We start from the raw sequence: 17,713 nt of genomic DNA on the forward strand, positions 1-17,713 counted from the left end.
CCCCTTCCTTCTCTAAAAGTTCACGTTGAGATTGAGAATTACCTTCAATAACAATGATTATCCTACAGGCAAGCCCATAAGAAGTCAACAAGAAATTGATAATGACTATCAACATCATTGACACATCTCCCACCTCCATCTAAACTTAACCTTGTTACGAAATTCACTCTAATGAAAGCAGACTGCTAAATAAAAGGATGTAACTGCCATGAATGCTTTATTATCCAGCAATTTTCGTAAGATTTTGGGAGTCGTTTTCGCCCTTCTTTTTCTTGCTTATCTCAGCTATGCCAGTCTCGTTTTCGGCGTAATCGATACGAGCTGGCAGACGGCTATCGATGCGTACACACAGTTCAACGGCACAAACGAGCACATCGTTATCAAAGAGGTCCGTGTCCCGCGTGTGCTAAACGGTCTCACCGTCGGCTTTTGTCTCGGCGTGGCAGGTATGCTGCTGCAATCGCTGACGCGAAATCCTGTAGCAGATGTGGAGCTGTTCGGTCTCAATGCAGGCGCTTCCGTTTTCGTCGTGTTCGCCGTCACCTTCTTTGGCATCAGCTCCCTGACCGAGTTTACTTGGATCTCCTTCGTTGGTGCAGCCGTAGCAGGCCTTATCGTGTATATATTAGGCTCCCTGGGACGAGATGGTTTGACACCAGTCAAGCTCGTGCTCGCGGGTGCTGCAATTACTGCCCTGGCCGGATCTATTCGACACGGCATGATGGTATTAAATGAAAAGGCTACCGACGAGGTCCTCTTCTGGCTCGCAGGCTCCATCGGTGGCAGAAAGCTCGAATATTTGGCCACCGTGTTTCCTTACATGCTGCTCGCATGGATTGCTGCCTTCCTGCTAGCTCGCCCTATTCAAACGCTTTTAATGGGGGATGATGTCGCAAAAGGCTTGGGGCAACGAACGCTGCTCGTCAAAATCCTCACCGGTGTGGTCATCGTGCTTTTGTCCGGTTGCGCTGTAGCTGTGGCTGGCCCAATCGGCTTTGTCGGCCTGGTCACTCCTCATCTCGCCCGGTACTTTGTCGGGATCAGCACGGCATGGGGAATGTTGTACAGCGGTTTGCTCGGCTCGATCCTGCTGCTAGTCTCAGACATCGCCGCTCGCTTTATCGCGATGCCTGCTGAAGTACCGATTGGTGTAATGACAGCCCTTATCGGCATCCCATTCTTCATCTATGTCGCACGAAAGGGGCTGGAAAAAGGATGAAACAATACCTGCCTCTCCGCATTGGCAAGACATCCATTCATCTACATAAGAAAACCGTGGTTTACACAACCCTGGCGATTCTGCTGACCATTGTAGCTGCTATCGTCAGTCTGGGAATAGGTGAAATGTACATTCGCCCTCTCGACGTCGTCAAAGCCTTGCTTGGCTTCGGTGCCGAGCAAGATGCGCTAATCGTTCAGCAGTTCCGCATGCCACGGATCATCATCGCCATTCTCGTCGGTGCCGCTCTAGCTGCTGCCGGTGCCATCATGCAAGGGATCGTGCGAAATCCGCTGGCTGCTCCAGACATTCTCGGCATTTCCAGCGGGGCATCCGTGGCGGCTGTGGCGTTTTTGCTCTTCTTTGAAAACGTCAGTATCAAGTGGCTGCCACCTACGTCCTTTCTCGGAGCCATGGCGACTACGATTCTCCTTTATGCGCTCGCTTGGAAAAAAGGCGTGACCCCGCTGCGACTCGTGTTAATCGGGGTAGGGATAAAGATCGCTGCAGGCGCGGTCGTGACGCTCTTGATCATGTTCAGCCCGTTTCTTTTGCAAAACAAAGCCTTGCTCTGGCTGACAGGCAGTATCTACGGTGTGGACTGGAATGATGTGCTGATGATCCTGCCGTGGGTTGTGATCTTGATCGTGGCAGCTGCCTTGCTCGCGAGAAGAGTGAACATTCAACAGCTCGGAGACGATATTGCTACCAGCTTGGGAAGCTTCCTGCAGCTGGATCGCTTTCTCCTCCTGATCATCTGTGCCGCATTGACTGGTACAGCTGTTTCTGTAGGCGGAGACATCAGCTTCGTCGCACTGCTCGCGCCTCACATCGCCAAGCAGCTGATTGGCCCCTCTTTTGGTGGAGCCTTGCCGCTTTCGGCTTTTATCGGATCCTTGATTCTCTTGATTGCCGATCTCATCGGCCGCGTCGCTTTTTCACCGCTCGACATACCGGTCGGCGTTTTCACCTCAGCAGTGGGCGCCCCGTTCTTCATTTACCTGCTTTACAAAAATCGAAATCGCTAGTGGAAGGAGACGAATGATCATGCAAGCTCTGGAAACCCGTCAGCTCACTTTGTCCTATGGAGATCGCAACATCATTGAGACACTGGATTTGAATATCCCCCGTGGAAAAATCACCGTCTTTATCGGGAGTAACGGAAGCGGGAAGTCTACTCTGCTTCGTTCCCTGGCTCGCCTGCTCAAGCCAAAGGAAGGAGCCATCCTGCTCGAAGGGGAATCCATCGCCAAGCGCTCGACCAAGGAAGTAGCGAAACGACTGGCTATCCTGCCCCAAGGTCCTACCGCTCCGGAAGGTTTGACCGTTCTCCAGCTGGTGAAGCAAGGACGCTATCCTTACCAAAACTGGCTTCAGCAATGGTCCGAGGAAGATGAGAAAATGGTGAATCGAGCGCTGGAAGCGACTCAGCTGACTGCCCTCGCCAATCGTCCGGTCGACTCTCTCTCCGGCGGTCAACGCCAACGCGCCTGGATCGCGATGACGCTGGCGCAAGGAACGGAAACCATCCTGCTGGATGAGCCGACTACCTACCTCGATATGTCTCACCAAATTGAGATTCTGGACCTGCTGTTTGAGTTGAACGAAACCGAGCAGCGTACCATCGTGATGGTCTTGCATGATCTGAATCTGGCTTGCCGCTACGCTCACCACATCGTGGCAGTCCACAATTCCACAGTCGTGGCAGAAGGCTCGCCTGATGACGTACTGACAACGGATCTCGTGCGAACCGTATTCGATATGGATTGCCAGATCACACTCGATCCTCTGTATGGCACGCCGATGTGCATTCCGTACAGCAAAAGCCGGCTGGCTGCCGCCGTGCTGGAGAAAAAAACTGCGCTGCTTTCCTGATTAGAAAACTTGGTCCGCCAAGCCTTTTCGCAAGAGCCTTAGTTGTCTTTCTGTACAAGCAAATACTGACCCCATCCGTGCGGGTCAGTATTTTTTTGCTTTTTGCATGCACAGGCGAAAGAGATATAGGCACACTCCGCCCCTTCTCCATACAATGGAAGTATCATCGGTTTTCTGCCAGCGGAAGGGAGTGTGCGTGATGAAGCCAACCAAGTCTATCAAAGGAAACCAACAAAATCCGACGTCGACGTCCCCTCCTGACTCCCTAGGCTCCTTGCAGGAGTATGTATACGTGCGCCCAAAGTATACGACTGGATACTCTCCAGCTGCTGGCAGCGATACCAGATAGCCGTTCCGGAACCATACATTTGCATTTTGCAAAAGGCCTTATGCTCCGGGCGTGACATCTACGTAAGCTGATTGGATCCCTTCTCCGTCGACTGTGCTAAAGCTCTGTCTATACGAGTGCTTCCACCGATTCGCCGGACGGTTCTACCTGTAAGTGGTCACGGCTTTCCAGCAGGCGTCGTTCGCACTGTGCTCGAGCTTTGTGCCTCGATTTTTGTTTTTGCGGACAGTGAGCTGCTGTTTGATTTCACGACCACCCTGCTCTTGCTAGACGAGCTGGTTGCCTGTACAGAACTCATCGAAGAGGCGATAGCACAAACCGATATCCAAGCCAAACCATGCCCGCCTCGGCGATAGCTCGATAAGCAACGTAAAAAAGGGCTGTTTCCACACCTTTTACAGGTGGAAACAGCCCTTATCTTCCTATGCGATTCGATACTACTTCTTCAGGTTGTAGAAAGCAGCACGGCCGCCAAAGCGGGAAGTATCGCCCAACTCGTCCTCGATACGGAGCAATTGGTTGTACTTCGCTACACGGTCTGTACGGGAAGGCGCACCTGTCTTGATTTGCCCAGCATTTGTCGCTACGGCAATGTCAGAGATGGTGGAGTCTTCGGTTTCACCGGAGCGGTGGGAAATAACCGCTGTGTAGCCTGCGCGCTTCGCCATTTCGATCGCTTCGAAGGTCTCTGTCAGCGTACCGATTTGGTTTACTTTCACCAGGATGGAGTTTCCAGTCGCGGTTTCGATACCACGTGCCAGACGCTCCGTGTTTGTTACGAACAGGTCGTCTCCAACGAGCTGCACTTTACTGCCCAGCTTGTCAGTCAGTGCTTTCCAGCCATCCCAGTCGTCTTCGGACAAACCGTCTTCGATCGAGATGATAGGGTATTTGCTTACCAGATCTTCGTAGAACGCGATCATTTCTTCCGTCGTTTTCACAACGCCTTCGCCTTCGAAGTGGTATTTGCCATCTTTGTACATTTCAGTAGCCGCTACGTCGAGCGCGAGGAATACATCTTTACCTGGCTCATAGCCAGCAGCCTGGATCGCAGCCAAAATGGTTGTGATCGCTTCTTCGTTGGATGTGAGGTTTGGTGCGAAGCCACCCTCATCCCCTACAGCTGTGCTCAGACCTTTTTCGGACAGCACTTTTTTCAGGGAGTGGAAAATTTCCGCGCCTGTGCGCAGCGCTTCTTTAAAGGATTCTGCCCCGACAGGCATCACCATGAATTCCTGAATATCAACGGTGTTGTCTGCGTGCTTACCACCGTTCAGGATGTTCATCATAGGTACTGGCAGTGTTCTTGCGTTGAAGCCGCCCAGGTAGTTGTACAGTGGCAGACCCAAGGAATCTGCTGCTGCACGAGCTACTGCCATGGACACGCCCAGGATCGCATTTGCACCCAGCTTGCCTTTGTTGTGAGTACCATCGAGCTGCAGCATCGCCATGTCTACGCCTACTTGATCCAGCGCGTCCATACCGATCAGCTCAGGTGCGATGATTTCGTTTACGTTCTCTACAGCTTTCAGCACGCCTTTACCCAGGTAGCGGGATTTGTCGCCATCACGCAGTTCAACCGCTTCATAAGCACCCGTAGAAGCGCCCGACGGAACAGCAGCGCGGCCCATCGAACCGTCTTCCAGATACACTTCGACTTCCACAGTTGGGTTACCGCGGGAATCCATAATCTCGCGTGCGTAAATGTCTGTAATCATCGCCATTACTCATCCATCTCCTTTGTTTTCGAGCGGGTCTCCCCACCATTATTTATAGACTTGCATTCGGCACCATTTCAGTTTGTGCCAGAGCGAGCTATTTTGCAAGTAACGATTTGCCTGACATTTCTGTAGGTTGTGGAACACCGAGAAGAGCCAGCAAGGTTGGCGACAAATCAGCCAAAATACCGTCCTCGCGCAGCGTCACACCTTCTTTGGTCACAATGACCGGTACAGGGTATGTGCTGTGAGAAGTAATCGGGCGTCCAGCTGGGTCCAGCATCAGGTCAGCGTTTCCATGATCTGCTGTGATGACTGCCACTCCGCCCTTTGCCGTAATCGCTTCTACGACACGTCCCAGGCAAGCATCTACCGTTTCTACCGCCTTGATGGTCGGCTCCATGAGGCCGGAGTGTCCCACCATGTCGCAGTTGGCGAAGTTGAGGATGATCGCGTCAAAATTGTCTGCTTCGATCTCGGCAACTACTGCATCTGTCAGCTCAATCGCACTCATTTCCGGCTGCAAATCGTAGGTCGCCACTTTCGGAGACGGGATGAGAATACGGGTCTCTCCCGGGAATTCCTGCTCACGTCCTCCGCTAAAGAAGAACGTTACGTGCGGGTACTTTTCCGTTTCTGCAATGCGCAGCTGCTTCAATCCTTGCTGGGAAAGTACCTCTCCGAGCGTGTTGTCCAAATTGGACGGCTTGTAGGCTACATATCCATCGACTGACTCGGAAAAGTGCGTCAGGCAGACGAAGTAAAGATTGCGCGGGCGCTTTTCTCCCCGGTCAAAACCGCGGAAATCCTCGTTCGTGAAAGCCTGCGAGATTTGAATCGCACGGTCTGGACGGAAGTTGTAGAAGATGATGGCATCCCCGTCTTGAATCGTAGCGACTGGCGCTCCCTGCTCATCCACAATCGCGGTTGGCATGACGAATTCATCCATAATAGACTTCTCGTACGATTCCTTTACGGCTTTGATCGGATCCTGATAATGCGGCGCATCCGCGTACACCATCGCACGGTACGCCTTTTCGATCCGCTCCCAGCGCTTGTCGCGGTCCATCGCGTAGTATCGTCCTTGCACGGTTGCAATTTTCCCTACACCGATTTCTGCAATCTTGGCTTGCAAATCTTCGATGTATCCCACGGCGCTGTCAGGGGATACGTCACGGCCGTCGAGGAAGCCATGGATATACACTTGCTCGAAGTTTTGTTTCTTCGCCATTTCGAGAATCGCAAACAAGTGGGCAATATGGCTGTGTACGCCCCCATCGGACAAGAGGCCAAACAGGTGCAGCTGCTTGTTGTTCTCTTTTACATGGCGGAACGCATCCAGCAAGGTTTCGTTTTCAAAAAACTCTCCTTCGCGGATGGACTTGGTGATACGGGTCAGGTCCTGATACACGACACGCCCCGCTCCGATGTTGAGGTGCCCCACTTCCGAGTTACCCATCTGACCTTCTGGCAGCCCAACTGCGAGCCCGCTCGCTTCCAGGGTGGCATGGGGATAGTGATTCCAATAACGGTCAAAATTCGGTTTCTTCGCTTGCGCTACTGCGTTGCCGTACGTCTCATCACGCAGGGCAAAGCCATCTACAATCAGCAGCGCAACCGGTTTCGGCCGGTTTGCCATCTCGTTTCTCCTCCTATTGCTGAGCTTCGTTTACAAGCAAGCTCCGTTTACGAGCTGCAAATAACTTTCTGCAACCAGGCTCGCTCCACCGACCAACGCTCCGTCGATATCCGGCTGAGCCATGTAGCTGGCGATATTCTCCGGTTTCACACTGCCGCCGTACTGAATGCGAATTTGCTCCGCTGTTTCCTGCCCAAAGCGCTCGGCAATCGTCTGGCGAATGATCGCGATCGTTTCGTTGGCATCCTCAGCTGTAGAAGATTTGCCTGTCCCAATCGCCCAGATCGGCTCGTACGCGATCACGACATTCGCAAGCTGTGCAGCATAAAGTCCAGCCAACGCTCCCTCTGTCTGCGTACGCACGACGTTCGCTGTCTCGCCCGCTTCCCGCTGCTCCAGACTCTCGCCTACGCATACGATTGGCACCAAATCATGCTTCAGGGCAGCATGCACCTTTTTATTCACGGTCTCATCCGTTTCTTGAAAATACTGGCGGCGCTCCGAATGGCCGAGGATGACATATTTCACCCCAATTTCCTTTAGCATGCCCGGGCTGATCTCTCCGGTATAGGCTCCCTGCTCTTCAAAGTGCATGTTTTGTGCACCCAGCGCAATATCCGTACCTGCGAAAATCTGGCCCAATGCCGGAAGCGCTGTAAAAGGAGCGCAAACGACTTTTTCGACGCCAGCCTTTGTTGTCCCCGCTTTGGCTTCTTGCGCAAAGGCAGTAGCTTCTGCGATCGTTTTGAACATCTTCCAGTTCCCCGCGATAATTGGTGTTCTCAAGAAAACTCCCCCTATTCGTTATCGGCGAGCACCGCAACCCCTGGCAGTTCTTTTCCTTCCATGAATTCCAGGGAAGCTCCGCCGCCCGTAGAAATATGTGTCATTTGTTCCGCTACGCCTGCTTTTTCAACAGCGGCTACCGAGTCCCCGCCACCGATGATAGTCGTACCCGAGCATTCCGACATCGCCTTCGCTACACCGATCGTACCTTGGGCAAATGCGTCCATTTCAAACACGCCCATCGGTCCATTCCATACGACCGTTTTCGAGTCCACAATCACTTTGTGGTACTGCTCTACGGTTTTCGGGCCGATATCGAGTGCCATCCACCCATCTGGAATCGCATCGATACTCACCGTCTGCTTCTCCGCATCGGCTGCAAAACGGTCAGCGACAACTACATCTACTGGCATGAGCAAAGACACATTGCGTTCTTTTGCCTGTGCCATCAGCGTGCGTGCCAGATCCAGCTTATCGTCTTCACACAAAGAAGCACCGATTCCATAGCCCTGTGCTTTCAAAAACGTATTCGCCATGCCGCCGCCGATAATCAAATGATCGACCTTGGTCAACAGATTTTCGATAACAGCAATTTTATCTTTCACCTTTGCTCCGCCGACAATCGCCGTAAACGGACGCTCTGGACGAGAAAGAGCTCCACCCATAAAGCGGATTTCCTTTTCCATCAATAGGCCTGCTACAGCCGGTATGTAATTAGCGATCCCTGCTGTAGAAGCATGGGCGCGGTGTGCGGTACCAAACGCGTCGTTTACAAACAGATCAGCAAGCGCTGCAAAGCTTTTTGCAATGTCCGGATCGTTCTTTTCTTCCCCTGCGTGGAAGCGTACGTTTTCCAACAGAATGACGTCTCCTGCTTCCATTTGCTGAACAGCTGCTTCCACTTCTGCTCCGATGGAGTCATCCAGCTTCTTTACGTCTTTCCCCAAAAGAGTAGACAGATGGGCAGCGACCGGGGTCAGACGCATCTCTTCCACTACTTGCCCGCTAGGACGGCCAAAATGGCTTGCCAGGATTACTTTTGCCCCTGCTTCCACCAGGAATTGAATGGTCGGCACGGCAGCACGGATGCGTGTATCATCGGTGATAATCCCGTCCTGCATTGGCACGTTGAAGTCGACGCGGCAGAATACACGCTTGCCTGCCAGTTCAACATCGCGGATAGATTTCTTATTCATGAACGATCCTCCCAAATCATTGGCTTTTTATTCGTAAAACAGATATGGGAAAAGGGAGATTGCTCTCCCTTTTTTTCCACAACAGTTCTATTTTATCTGTTAGAAGCCGCGCTGCGCAACAAAATGGCACAAGTCTACAACACGATTTGAGTAACCCCATTCATTATCGTACCAAGATACTACTTTGACCATGTTTCCTTCTAGGACCATAGTCGACAAGGCATCGATTGTCGAGGATGCTGGGTTCCCATTGTAGTCGGAGGATACGAGCGGTGCTTCGGAATAGCCAAGGATGCCTTTGAGTGGTCCCTCTGCTGCTTCCTTCAACGCCAGGTTCAGTTCATCAACCGTCACATCTGCTTTCAGTTCAGCTACCAGATCCACGACAGATACGTTAGGAGTTGGTACGCGCATTGCGAAGCCGTTCAGCTTGCCTTTCAGCTCAGGCAGTACGAGTGCCACTGCTTTTGCTGCTCCTGTGGAGGTAGGGATGATATTCTCTGCTGCTGCACGCGCACGGCGCAGATCTTTGTGCGGCAGGTCGAGAATTTGCTGGTCGTTGGTATAGGAGTGGACGGTTGTCATCAAGCCGCGCACGATACCGAATTTGTCGTTCAGGACTTTCGCAAAAGGTGCCAGGCAGTTCGTAGTGCAGGATGCGTTGGAAATCACGGTGTGCTGTGCTGGATCGTATTTGTCTTCGTTTACGCCCATAACCACTGTGATGTCTTCATTGGTAGCAGGTGCGGAAATGATAACTTTTTTCGCTCCGCCTTCCAGGTGCTTCGCTGCATCTTCGCGTTTGGTGAAACGACCTGTGGATTCTACCACGATCTCTACGCCGTAATTCGCCCATTTGAGCTGAGCTGGATCACGTTCAGCGAGAACCTTGATTTCTTTTCCGCCTACGATCAGCGAGTTTTCGCCTGCTTCTACATCCAGATCAAGCACGCCATGAACCGTATCGTATTTGAGCAGATGTGCCAATGTCTGTGCATCAGTCAGGTCATTGACTGCCACGATTTCCACATCTGGATTGTTCAGCGCTGCACGAAACACGTTGCGACCAATGCGTCCAAAACCGTTAATACCAACCTTTACCATAAGGAATACCTCCCACTAGTTATATCGCTTTTTTATTGGCTATTGAGCCCCCCTCCGTGTTGAAATTTCGGGAGGCAACAATCGTTACAATCGGCAACAGCAAGGAAAAGAACAGGTACGGCAGCGTTTCTACCGTAGATACACCCAAGGCGATTGAAATCACCATCGCCAGCCCATTCCAAGGAATCAGAACAGGCATGACCAGCGTCGTGTCCATCATCGTTTTCCCCAAAAACACCCGTCCGTCGTTCCACTGTGAGAAGCGATGGAGCAAGGTAGATCCGAGCACGAGGATCGGGATCGTCTGATTGCAGCTGATGATGACGACCAACAGCGACAGGGCTGCAGCCTTCGCTACCAGAACCGTGCTCTTTTTGGTAGATCCCATCATCTTGTCAACGATGGGAGTCAAGAGGTTAGCCCTGTTCAAAATTCCGTTCAAAAATCCTGCAAGGATGATCAGGATGAGTACACTGATAATCGACAGCATCCCGCCACCGTGTACCAGCTCATCGAGTGACGTGCCTGAGTGCAGCTCGTAGCCGTAAAGCATGGAGCCTGCAAACGTCTTGGCGTCAGGAGTCGCCGTCACAAACACCAGAATGGCACTGGCAACAATTCCGTAAAGCAGGGCGACTATCGCTTTTACTCGAAAGGCAAAGGAAGCAATCAGCACAATCAGCGGCAGCATGAGCAGCCAGCTGATGGAATAATGACGCAGGAGAAGCTCCTGGTACATCTGAATGGTATTGCTCGAGCCAGCCTGTGACCGAAACAGATCGAGCACCAGGTACAGTACCACACAAATACCTACGGTCAGCCATGCAGGGCGTCGCGTCTGTCTATCCTTCTCTTCTGTCATTCCTACACTGGACAATACCAGCAAGCGGCTGCTGGAGATGGGCGAGAAACGCTCACCAACCATCGCTCCAGAGATTAATGCGCCTGCGACCATCCCCTGTGAAATGTCAGCAGCATGCGCGATCCCCATGAGCGATAAGCCGACGGTACTCAGTGTTCCCACAGACGTCCCGAGCAAATAGCTCACGGCCGCAGTCATGAGAAAAGCTAGGACCAGCAGGTAGTCAACATTGACGATGGAAAGCCCGTAGTAGATGATTGCGGGAATCGTACCTCCCATCATCAACAGCGGAATCAGCAGCCCGACCAGAAACAGGATCATCAGAACAGGCTTTGTCTGCTTGACGCCTTCCCAGCCAAAGGCAAATTGTGCTTTCCATGAATAGCCAAGCTTCACTACACTAACCAGTGTGACCAAGATCGCGAAAACAATCCCCAGCGCGAGCGGAAAACCAATCGTCAAGCTGAGCACGATACCTGCGATCAGCGAGAAAATCGGGAGCATCGCTGCCATAGGCATTTCAATCAACTTCCTTCCTTTTATACAGTCATGTAGACAACAGAGACCTCGCAGCCCCTTCATCTGTGATAAGTACATTCTGACATGACTGTTTGGCAAAGGAAAGAATCGCTTTTGCCTTGCTTTCGCCACCCGCAATGGATAGCACTTTCTCCGCTTCGTGAACCTCCTCCAGCTGCAATCCGATGGTCGGCATGCGCTGGACCGTCACTCCCGCCTCATCAAAGTAATACCCAAACGCCTCTGAAACCGCTCCAGCAGCCTCCAGCTCATGAAGCTCATCTTCGGAGTAGTTCCTCCGTTTCGCCATCGTCATCGCGTCACCGATCCCATGCAAGACGATGCGCGCCTCTCCCAGGAGCGAAAGGACGTCTTGTACCTGCGGCTCCTTGAGCAGTGTCTGCAGCGCTTCTGGATGGAGTCGGTCAGGCACGTGAAGCAGTCGGTAGGAAGCCCCCGTCTTTGCCGCCATCGCAGAGGCAAGCGTATTCGCCTGCAGCTCCACTCGCTCTCCAAGGCCACCGCGAGCCGGTACGAACTGGACGGAGCGGAAAGCAGCGGATGGCGATAAATGCTTCGCTACACTGGCTATGGAGGAGCCACCTGTAACCGCGACGATATCTCCCTCGGAGATGACCTGCTTGAGTACGCGAGCTCCCACGCGTCCCAGCTCTTCCTTCACCCAGGGCGACTGATCGGCATTGCCTGAGACGACGATGACTTCCGCGATCCCCAGCTTTCGCTGCAAGCCTTCAGCAAGATCTGTCAGACCGAACAATTCGCCTACCATCGGCTCCATCTCATCCAACACCTGCATGCCTTCTTCACTGAGACTCATACCCGCTGCGGTCACGTGGAGCAGTCCTGTTTCTTTTAAAAGATCCACTTCTGCTCGCAAGATCCGCTCGGTCGTACCCATTTCCTGAGCCAGGCCCCTTCTGCCAATCGGCTGCAGGTGATAGATCGAACGCAGCAGCATGTATCGGTCGCGCAAGATGGGAATCAGGTCGGGTAAAAGCTTTTGTTGCAACTCAAGTAATCGGCGCATAAACCTTCTTCCTTGTGTGTGTGGATGGGCTATTCATATTACGGGACGTTTTTTGTCCCTCTATATACATTTTATGTCCCGCGTGGAGCAAAAAAAAAGAAATCTCGCTACAACACGAATGTAGCACATCTCCTAAAAACTTGCAAGACCTCCCCAAGCCCACTTAACGTGGGGAGACCTTTTACTTGCTGGTCCTGCGCGTCAGTTCCTGATGCAGTTCCTGAAATGTCACGACATGCGTCACCGAACGGAAAACAATCTCCCCGTCGATCGCCACTACAGGAATGACCAGCATCATCTCTTCGTGCAGCACTGGATCACTCTCAATATCAACCACCTGCAGACGAAGCGGGAACTCCTTTGCCAAGGTGCGGATCAAGAGCTCCACCTCGTCGCACAGGTGGCATCTGTTTCTTCCATAGAGGACTATTTCCATCACTCGTTCTTGTACCAAACGTTAAAACCTCTTTCTTTTTGCGGACGACGGAATCATCATTTCTTCCCGGTATTTGGCAACCGTTCGGCGAGAAATCTCGATTCCCTCTGTCTGCAGCATTTCTCCCAGCTTTTGATCGGACAGCGGTGCCTTCCGGTCTTCCTGCTCGATCAAGGCCTTGATTCTCCGCTTCACACTCTCTGATGAGGTCGCTTCCCCGCTCGAAGTAGAGAGCGCAGAGGTAAAGAAGTACTTCAGTTCAAATATTCCCCTTGGGGTCTGTACGTATTTATTGCTGGTCGCCCGACTGATCGTAGACTCATGTAGACTGACCTTTTCGGCAATTTCTTTTTGCGTCATCGGCTTGAGGTAGTCGATCCCGCGATCAAAAAAGTCCTGCTGCATTTCCACGATCGCCTGTGTCACGCGCATGAGCGTCAGCCTGCGCTGCTCCAAGCTTTTCGCCAGCCACATCGCCGCATTCAGCTTTTCGTGAATGAATTGCTTCGCTTCCTCCTGGCTCTTTTGCTGGCTTAGCATTTTTTCATAAAAGCTGTTGATTTTCAGGCGAGGTGTCGCAATGTCATTGACCAGTACCACATACTCGTTTCCTACCTTTTCGACCGCTACATCCGGGATCACATAGCGTGTATCCGCATGAGAGTACGCTGCACCCGGACGCGGATTCAATGTACGCACCAGATCCGCCATCGCCTGCACGTCCAAAGGGGTGCATCCGACCTTATCGGCAATGCGCTGGTAGCGATTATCCGCCAGATCCTGCAAGTGGAACTTCACCACCTGGACGATCTTTTCATCATCGAGGGCCAGGTGTTCCAGCTGCAGCAGCAAGCATTCCTCCAAGCTTCGCGCCGCGACTCCAACCGGATCAAAGTGCTGCAGGATCGACAGCACGTCTTCGATCTCCAAAAGATCCGCTCCCAGCTTGGCGCTCGCTTCCTCGAGCGTGACCTCCAAGTATCCCTTTTCATCCAGATTTCCGATCAAGAACAAAGCAATTTTCTTTTGCAGCGGAGTAAAGCCTTTTACATACCCGAGCTGGCGTTCCAGATGCTCATACAGGCTATCCGAGCCTTGCTGGACAAAATCAAGCGGATTGTAAGTGCTTTCATTTTTAGTTGCAGTGTACTCGCCTGACGCCCGATTCCCTACGATTTCCTTCCAGTCAATTTCCGGCGTCGGCTTTTCCGCCTTGGCTGAGGCCACTTCTCGCGGTGCTTCCAGATCGAAGACTGGATTTTCGATGGCCTGCTCCTGCAAATAGGAAATCAGATCGACGGCAGAATACTGCAATATGGTAATCGCCTGACGCAGCTCCGGCGTCATCACTAGCTTCAGCGTCTGTTCTTGAAACAATCCCAGTCCCATGTTCATGAAGAAATCGCCCCTTTCCTCTTTCCGGCACTTCCTCTAGCTGCTTTTCGTCTCTCGTCTCTATTGTCATTATATTCGTTCTCCCTTGCAATTTTCCTGCCAATAAATGAATACCTAGCGGAAAAAAGTGGCCCATCGATCAAGGCCACTTTTCTGGAGGATTTGCGTTTATTCTCTTTTGCTTCTATATAACAAGTACATAAAGAAAGGGGCACCCACAGCAGCCGTAAAAACACCAGCGGGCACATCCAAAGGCACAAACAGCGTCCGCGCTGCCGAGTCCGCCAACAGGACAAAGAGTCCACCCAATAGCGCAGAGGTCGGCAGCAGGGCACCGTAGGACGAGCCTACCAGCTTACGTGCCATATGAGGTGCCATCAGGCCCACGAAGCCGATTCCTCCGGCAATCCCTACGGCAGCAGCTGCCAGGGCCACACTTACCGCGATGAGGATCAAACGCTTCCTTTCTACCTGCACCCCTACGCTTTTGGCAATATCATCTCCCAGCTCCTGTACATTAAGCGTACGCGACTGGATGATCGTCACCAGCAAAAAGCCGACTACCCATGGCAGAATGGTGAGAACATGATCCCACGAGGTTCCATAAACCGTTCCCGACATCCAGCCAAGCGCTTGGGAAGTCAGATACAACGGACCTGAGATCATAAAGTAAACGGACAACGCTCCCATTGCCGCCGAAATGGAGACACCGATCAAGGCAAAGCGAAACGGCGACAGCCCCCGCTTCCAAGCCGTCACATAAGTCAGCGAAGCTGCGAAAAAGCCGCCGATCAAAGCTACCAGGGGCAGCCAATGAATGCTGTAAGTCCCATTGGAAAAAGCGATAAACGCAACCGCAGCAGCAGTTGCTCCATTTGTCGTCCCGATCAAGTCAGGTGAAGCCAGAGGATTGCGGACGAGCGCCTGCAAAATGGCTCCAGAAACAGCCAGCGCGGCACCGACCATGACCGATACCAGAATGCGAGGCAGACGCAAATTCACGACGACCAGCTGGAAGGTGCTGTCCCCCATCCCGACTAGCGATTTCAGTACTTCCGACACTGGGATGCGAATGCTCCCCAGCCCGATACTTGCCACAATCGCCACAGCAAGCAGGCTAATGAGCATGCCGATAATCACAAAAGAACGAACGTGAATCTGAAACGAAAGCAAAGGCTTTTGACTGCGAACGACCGCAAATTTATTCATGCGCCCTCCTCCTAACGATGGCGATGACAAACGGCACGCCGATGACAGCCGTAGCCACTCCTACTGGTACTTCCTCCGGCATCAGCAGAAAACGGGATACCAGATCCGCCAAGACGAGAAACATGCCTCCCATGACCACACTGTAAGGAATCACCCAGCGATGGTCTATCCCGACCAGATAGCGGCAGATATGCGGAATTACGATCCCGACAAAGCCGATGGGACCTGTGAGCGCAACCGCCCCCCCTGCGAGAAGGACGACGACGATCACGATACAAGCCTTCACCCAGACAATTTTTTGTCCGAGGCTCTTCGCGACATCATCGCCGAGGGCCATCAGATTTAAAGAGCCAGCCAGAAAAATGGAAAGGATCCATCCAGTCACAAGATACGGAATAATCATCTGGGCGTGGCGCAAATCTCTGCCTGACACGGAACCTACCAGCCAGTAGAGTGCTTCTTCCATCGTCTTATCGTCGATGAGCATAAACAGCGAGGTCAAAGAAGACGCAAACGCAGCGACTGCCGCGCCAGAGAGCGTCACCTTTACGGGGGACATCCCTCCTCTACCTGCAGAACCAAGTATGTAGACGATCAAGGCAGTCAAGGCTGCACCTAAAAATCCGACCCACATCATCTGCGTAAAGGTAAACATACCTCCGAACAAAAACAAGGCAACGACAATCAGCAGGGCCGCTCCCGAGTTGATCCCAAAAACGGAAGGGGAAGCGAGTGGATTGCGGGTCAAAGCCTGCAAAAGGACTCCCGCCAATGCCAAGCTCCCTCCTACAAAGGCTGCTACGATCGCTCGAGGAACCCTCGTATGCAAAATGATGAGCTGCTCGTTGCTCCCGGTAAAGCTGGTATACGCTTCAATCGCAGTCGCAATGCGAAAGTTTTGGATACCGTACAGAACGCTAGCAACCATGGCTATACCTAATAAGACGATTCCTACAACTAGAACAACCGACTTTTGAACGCGGCTGTGCAAAAGAAATTTCACGGCTGTTCCCTACTTTCTTCCCAGGCAATTTCCTCTCATTGTAAGCTGTCTATTTCCAGCTCGTCAATGAGATTGATAATTGTTATCAAAAAATCCGTTGACATTCCTTTTCCTTAATTATACAGTATGACTTGTATAAACGATAATGAATATCACTATCAGGAGGTCGTCCATCATGCTTACTCCTCGTAAGCCAGTCTTTCAGGTTTTATGCTCCCTCGGCTTGTCTTTGATGCTGTTTGTCACAGGCTGCGGCTCCGGTAGTCAAAATGCTGCAGGCGGTCAAAATGCCGCAAATAGTCAGCCAACAACAGCAGCAACAACAGCACCCGCTTCAACTCCCGCTTCTAGCGATACCCGCTCGGAAGTGAGAAAGATTAAACATGCGATGGGGGAAACCGAGCTCAAAGGAGATCCCCAGCGCGTTGTGATCCTCACCAACGAAGGGACAGAAGCCCTTCTCAGTCTCGGCGTCAAGCCCGTAGGAGCAGTCAAGTCCTGGCAAGGCGAGCCCTGGTATGACCATATTAAAGAGCAAATGCAAGGTGTCACCGATCTTGGCGAGGAAACCCAGCCCAATATCGAGCTGATCGCCAGTCTGAAGCCGGATCTGATCATCGGCAACAAAGTACGTCAGGAAAAAATCTACTCCCAGCTTTCCTCCATCGCACCGACCGTGTTTGCCGAGGACCTGTCCGGAAGCTGGAAGATCAACTTCAAGCTTTATGCGGAAACGGTAAACAAAAAGGCAAAGGGTGATAAGCTTCTGGCCAGCTTTGACCAAAGAGTAGAGGAAGCGAAAACCAAACTGGGTGAAAAGACAAAGACGAAGGTATCGATCGTCCGCTTCTTGCCAGGAAAGGTCCGCCTCTACATGAAAGACACGTTTGCAGGCGTGCTGTTCAACCAGCTCGGCTTTGCACGTCCCGCTTCTCAGGATAAAGATGAATTCATGCAAGTCATCGCAAAAGAACAAATGGCTGAAGCCGATGGCGATGTCCTGTTCTACTGGGTCTCCGACTACGACGACAAAGCGGCTGCGACTTACCGTGACGAATGGGTCAATGATCCTCTTTGGAAAAACCTGAGCGTTGTAAAAAACAATCAAGTCTTCCAAGTCAACGAAGTCATCTGGAATACAGGCGGTGGCATCCTGTCCGCCAACCTGCTGCTCGATGAGATCGTGGCACACTTTTCGAAGTAAGATCGCGTAAACGCATAAAACAGAAGGGGCAACGTCACGGCGCGGCTGCCCCTTCCCTTTTCCCTTGAATGAGTTCACCCTCACGAAAAAATTGAACCAAAAGCAGGTTTTTTGTTTGCATTTGGCTCAGAAGATGTCTTATAATGGGTAA

At 52.1% G+C, this 17,713-nt stretch carries 17 protein-coding genes; 6 read left to right on the forward strand and 11 right to left on the reverse strand.

Features of this window, described 5'->3' with window-relative positions:
• The first annotated feature begins 208 nt into the window (after window positions 1–208).
• The 5 genes from EDM55_RS27205 (at window position 209) to EDM55_RS30020 (ending at window position 3,799) form a co-directional block, all read left to right on the forward strand.
• Window positions 209–1,219: a FecCD family ABC transporter permease gene (locus EDM55_RS27205; protein WP_122961845.1), complete on the forward strand. Its 1,011-nt coding sequence runs from the start codon at window positions 209–211 to the stop codon at window positions 1,217–1,219.
• The gene (locus EDM55_RS27210; protein WP_122961846.1) at window positions 1,216–2,247 is read left to right on the forward strand and encodes a FecCD family ABC transporter permease; all 1,032 of its coding nucleotides are present in this window, start codon (window positions 1,216–1,218) and stop codon (window positions 2,245–2,247) included. The genes EDM55_RS27205 and EDM55_RS27210 overlap by 4 nt, the downstream gene beginning before the upstream one ends.
• A 19-nt stretch (window positions 2,248–2,266) precedes the next feature.
• Entirely contained in the window at window positions 2,267–3,094 is an 828-nt protein-coding gene (locus EDM55_RS27215) for an ABC transporter ATP-binding protein (RefSeq protein ID WP_092275288.1), read from the forward strand.
• Between the two features lie 199 nt (window positions 3,095–3,293).
• On the forward strand, window positions 3,294–3,443 hold the full coding sequence (locus EDM55_RS30490; protein ID WP_170184455.1) for a hypothetical protein: 150 nt from the start codon (window positions 3,294–3,296) through the stop codon (window positions 3,441–3,443).
• 116 nt (window positions 3,444–3,559) lie between these two features.
• The gene (locus tag EDM55_RS30020; protein ID WP_141295721.1) at window positions 3,560–3,799 is read left to right on the forward strand and encodes a hypothetical protein; all 240 of its coding nucleotides are present in this window, start codon (window positions 3,560–3,562) and stop codon (window positions 3,797–3,799) included.
• An 81-nt stretch (window positions 3,800–3,880) separates the two neighbouring features.
• On the opposite strand, the gene eno is transcribed toward EDM55_RS30020, so the two are convergent.
• The 11 genes from eno to EDM55_RS27270 form a co-directional block, all read right to left on the reverse strand.
• A complete protein-coding gene (eno, locus tag EDM55_RS27220; RefSeq protein WP_092275290.1) occupies window positions 3,881–5,167 on the reverse strand; it encodes a phosphopyruvate hydratase in 1,287 nt (428 codons plus the stop codon).
• A 91-nt stretch (window positions 5,168–5,258) separates the two neighbouring features.
• On the reverse strand, window positions 5,259–6,800 hold the full coding sequence (gene gpmI, locus EDM55_RS27225; RefSeq protein WP_122961847.1) for a 2,3-bisphosphoglycerate-independent phosphoglycerate mutase: 1,542 nt from the start codon (window positions 6,798–6,800) through the stop codon (window positions 5,259–5,261).
• Between the two features lie 30 nt (window positions 6,801–6,830).
• Window positions 6,831–7,586, reverse strand: coding sequence for a triose-phosphate isomerase (gene tpiA / locus EDM55_RS27230; RefSeq protein WP_092275296.1), 756 nt, complete (start codon window positions 7,584–7,586; stop codon window positions 6,831–6,833).
• An 11-nt stretch (window positions 7,587–7,597) separates the two neighbouring features.
• A complete protein-coding gene (locus EDM55_RS27235; protein WP_122961848.1) occupies window positions 7,598–8,782 on the reverse strand; it encodes a phosphoglycerate kinase in 1,185 nt (394 codons plus the stop codon).
• A 99-nt stretch (window positions 8,783–8,881) separates the two neighbouring features.
• Window positions 8,882–9,886, reverse strand: a complete 1,005-nt coding sequence (gap, locus tag EDM55_RS27240) for a type I glyceraldehyde-3-phosphate dehydrogenase (RefSeq protein WP_122961849.1) — start codon at window positions 9,884–9,886, stop codon at window positions 8,882–8,884.
• A gap of 19 nt (window positions 9,887–9,905) precedes the next feature.
• The gene (locus EDM55_RS27245) at window positions 9,906–11,267 is read right to left on the reverse strand and encodes a Na+/H+ antiporter NhaC family protein (RefSeq protein ID WP_092275305.1); all 1,362 of its coding nucleotides are present in this window, start codon (window positions 11,265–11,267) and stop codon (window positions 9,906–9,908) included.
• Between the two features lie 28 nt (window positions 11,268–11,295).
• Complete coding sequence (locus EDM55_RS27250) at window positions 11,296–12,315, reverse strand: sugar-binding transcriptional regulator (protein ID WP_092275309.1); 1,020 nt, start codon at window positions 12,313–12,315, stop codon at window positions 11,296–11,298.
• A 181-nt stretch (window positions 12,316–12,496) separates the two neighbouring features.
• On the reverse strand, window positions 12,497–12,751 hold the full coding sequence (locus EDM55_RS27255) for a glutaredoxin family protein (protein ID WP_092275384.1): 255 nt from the start codon (window positions 12,749–12,751) through the stop codon (window positions 12,497–12,499).
• Window positions 12,752–12,772: 21 nt separating this feature from the next.
• On the reverse strand, window positions 12,773–14,146 hold the full coding sequence (rpoN, locus tag EDM55_RS27260) for an RNA polymerase factor sigma-54 (protein ID WP_122961850.1): 1,374 nt from the start codon (window positions 14,144–14,146) through the stop codon (window positions 12,773–12,775).
• A 168-nt stretch (window positions 14,147–14,314) separates the two neighbouring features.
• A complete protein-coding gene (locus EDM55_RS27265; RefSeq protein WP_122961851.1) occupies window positions 14,315–15,355 on the reverse strand; it encodes a FecCD family ABC transporter permease in 1,041 nt (346 codons plus the stop codon).
• On the reverse strand, window positions 15,348–16,358 hold the full coding sequence (locus tag EDM55_RS27270) for a FecCD family ABC transporter permease (RefSeq protein WP_122961852.1): 1,011 nt from the start codon (window positions 16,356–16,358) through the stop codon (window positions 15,348–15,350). Before EDM55_RS27270 ends, EDM55_RS27265 begins: the two co-directional genes overlap by 8 nt.
• Window positions 16,359–16,533: 175 nt before the next feature.
• On the opposite strand from EDM55_RS27270, the gene EDM55_RS27275 reads away from it, so the two are divergent.
• A complete protein-coding gene (locus EDM55_RS27275; RefSeq protein ID WP_373863346.1) occupies window positions 16,534–17,562 on the forward strand; it encodes an ABC transporter substrate-binding protein in 1,029 nt (342 codons plus the stop codon).
• Window positions 17,563–17,713: the final 151 nt, after the last annotated feature.

The sequence above is a fragment of the Brevibacillus centrosporus genome, assembly GCF_003710815.1.
Lineage (GTDB): Bacteria > Bacillota > Bacilli > Brevibacillales > Brevibacillaceae > Brevibacillus > Brevibacillus centrosporus.

Excerpts from the sequence above, each read along its gene's own strand:
- EDM55_RS27205 (WP_122961845.1), top strand. The coding sequence starts at position 209 with ATGAATGCTTTATTATCCAGCAATTTTCGTAAGATTTTGGGAGTCGTT.
- EDM55_RS27210 (WP_122961846.1), top strand. The coding sequence starts at position 1,216 with ATGAAACAATACCTGCCTCTCCGCATTGGCAAGACATCCATTCATCTA.
- EDM55_RS27215 (WP_092275288.1), top strand. The coding sequence starts at position 2,267 with ATGCAAGCTCTGGAAACCCGTCAGCTCACTTTGTCCTATGGAGATCGC.
- EDM55_RS30490 (WP_170184455.1), top strand. The coding sequence starts at position 3,294 with ATGAAGCCAACCAAGTCTATCAAAGGAAACCAACAAAATCCGACGTCG.
- eno (WP_092275290.1), bottom strand. The coding sequence starts at position 5,167 with ATGGCGATGATTACAGACATTTACGCACGCGAGATTATGGATTCCCGC.
- gpmI (WP_122961847.1), bottom strand. The coding sequence starts at position 6,800 with ATGGCAAACCGGCCGAAACCGGTTGCGCTGCTGATTGTAGATGGCTTT.
- EDM55_RS27235 (WP_122961848.1), bottom strand. The coding sequence starts at position 8,782 with ATGAATAAGAAATCTATCCGCGATGTTGAACTGGCAGGCAAGCGTGTA.
- gap (WP_122961849.1), bottom strand. The coding sequence starts at position 9,886 with ATGGTAAAGGTTGGTATTAACGGTTTTGGACGCATTGGTCGCAACGTG.
- EDM55_RS27245 (WP_092275305.1), bottom strand. The coding sequence starts at position 11,267 with ATGCCTATGGCAGCGATGCTCCCGATTTTCTCGCTGATCGCAGGTATC.
- EDM55_RS27250 (WP_092275309.1), bottom strand. The coding sequence starts at position 12,315 with ATGCGCCGATTACTTGAGTTGCAACAAAAGCTTTTACCCGACCTGATT.
- EDM55_RS27255 (WP_092275384.1), bottom strand. The coding sequence starts at position 12,751 with ATGGAAATAGTCCTCTATGGAAGAAACAGATGCCACCTGTGCGACGAG.
- rpoN (WP_122961850.1), bottom strand. The coding sequence starts at position 14,146 with ATGAACATGGGACTGGGATTGTTTCAAGAACAGACGCTGAAGCTAGTG.
- EDM55_RS27265 (WP_122961851.1), bottom strand. The coding sequence starts at position 15,355 with ATGAATAAATTTGCGGTCGTTCGCAGTCAAAAGCCTTTGCTTTCGTTT.
- EDM55_RS27275 (WP_373863346.1), top strand. The coding sequence starts at position 16,534 with ATGCTTACTCCTCGTAAGCCAGTCTTTCAGGTTTTATGCTCCCTCGGC.